Here is a 1,134-nt window from a genome sequence, read left to right on the forward strand (position 1 = left end):
TGTGAAGCGATTTCGTCCGCTGGAACAGCGCGGGTTGAATTCAAATCGATTTGGGATCCTTTGCGTCGGACAGATCAGTCTGCGCAAGGGGCAGCTCTATCTCCTGGAAGCCGTCGAGCGCCTCGGCGACGAGCGCGTCCATGTCACGTTGATCGGACAGATCGATCCGACGGTGGAGCCGTTGCTCGCTCCGTACCGCCACCTCTTCACGCACATTCCTCGCGTCGACAACGCGCAGCTCAACGCCTACTACAACGCGGCGGACCTTTTCGTCCTGCCGTCTCTCGAAGAGGGGCTCGCCGTCGTTCTATGCGAGGCGCTCGCGACCGGCCTGCCAATCGTCGCGACCAGGGAATCCGGCGCCGCCGAGATCATCGAGCATGATCGCAGTGGCACGATCGTCCCATCCGGCTCCGTCGAACGTCTGACCGATGCCATCGGCGAGATGATCGCGTTGCCGGACAAGCGCGCGGAGTTCTCCCGTCACGCGCGCATCGCGGCAGCCGGCACGCACAATTGGACCCAGTATGTCGACAAGTTGCAGCAAGTCTATGCCGGCTGCCTCCGGTCGGTGCGCGATGTGCATACACGCACGTGAGGGCTGCGCCCGGTGCGCATTGAGAGGGTCTATCGACTGATCCGCGGAGCGACGCCGGGAATCCCGACCGACAAGCCCTGCACACCCGGAAGCACGCCGAGGGCCGATCTTCCCATCCCCGCACCCCGCGCGGAGCGCAGGCTCGATACCGAACCGGCGCTCATTCCCGAGTACATACTGCCGTGAACGTATCCCATCCGCTCCACGTCGTCGGCGTACGGATTCTTCGCGCCGGCGGCCGCCATCGCGAAAGTCCGCAGCTCGCTCGTGTCCGATCCGGATTTCCGATACGTTCCCGCGTTGCCTGCCAACGTGTTTCCAGCCGGTTCGCCGTAGATCACGCTTGCCTGCTTCGCGGCCGTGCTGGATCTGGACTGCCCGTGACACCCAGGCAATGCACAGGCGGCGAACGACGTTGCCGGCGCCATGATCGCCGCCGCGGTCGACACGACGCAGAGAAGCGGTATTGCTTGACGTACATTGAACATCCCACGTGGCTCGTCCATCTCATTTCACCTCATCGGTCAGTCGAATTT

General features: G+C 63.4%; 2 protein-coding genes. One reads left to right on the plus strand and one right to left on the minus strand.

Features of this window, described 5'->3' with window-relative positions; genetic code table 11:
• A partial coding sequence (locus ACFTWP_RS41850) for a glycosyltransferase family 4 protein (RefSeq protein WP_380270415.1) occupies positions 1-598 on the plus strand: 598 nt, incomplete at its 5' end.
• Between the two features lie 29 nt (positions 599-627).
• Here the strand turns inward: ACFTWP_RS41850 and ACFTWP_RS41855 are convergent.
• Complete coding sequence (locus ACFTWP_RS41855; RefSeq protein ID WP_105817667.1) at positions 628-1,104, minus strand: hypothetical protein; 477 nt, start codon at positions 1,102-1,104, stop codon at positions 628-630.
• Positions 1,105-1,134 lie beyond the last annotated feature (30 nt).

This window comes from Kitasatospora sp. NPDC057015 (assembly GCF_042673745.1).
Taxonomy (GTDB): Bacteria; Actinomycetota; Actinomycetes; order Streptomycetales; family Streptomycetaceae; genus Kitasatospora.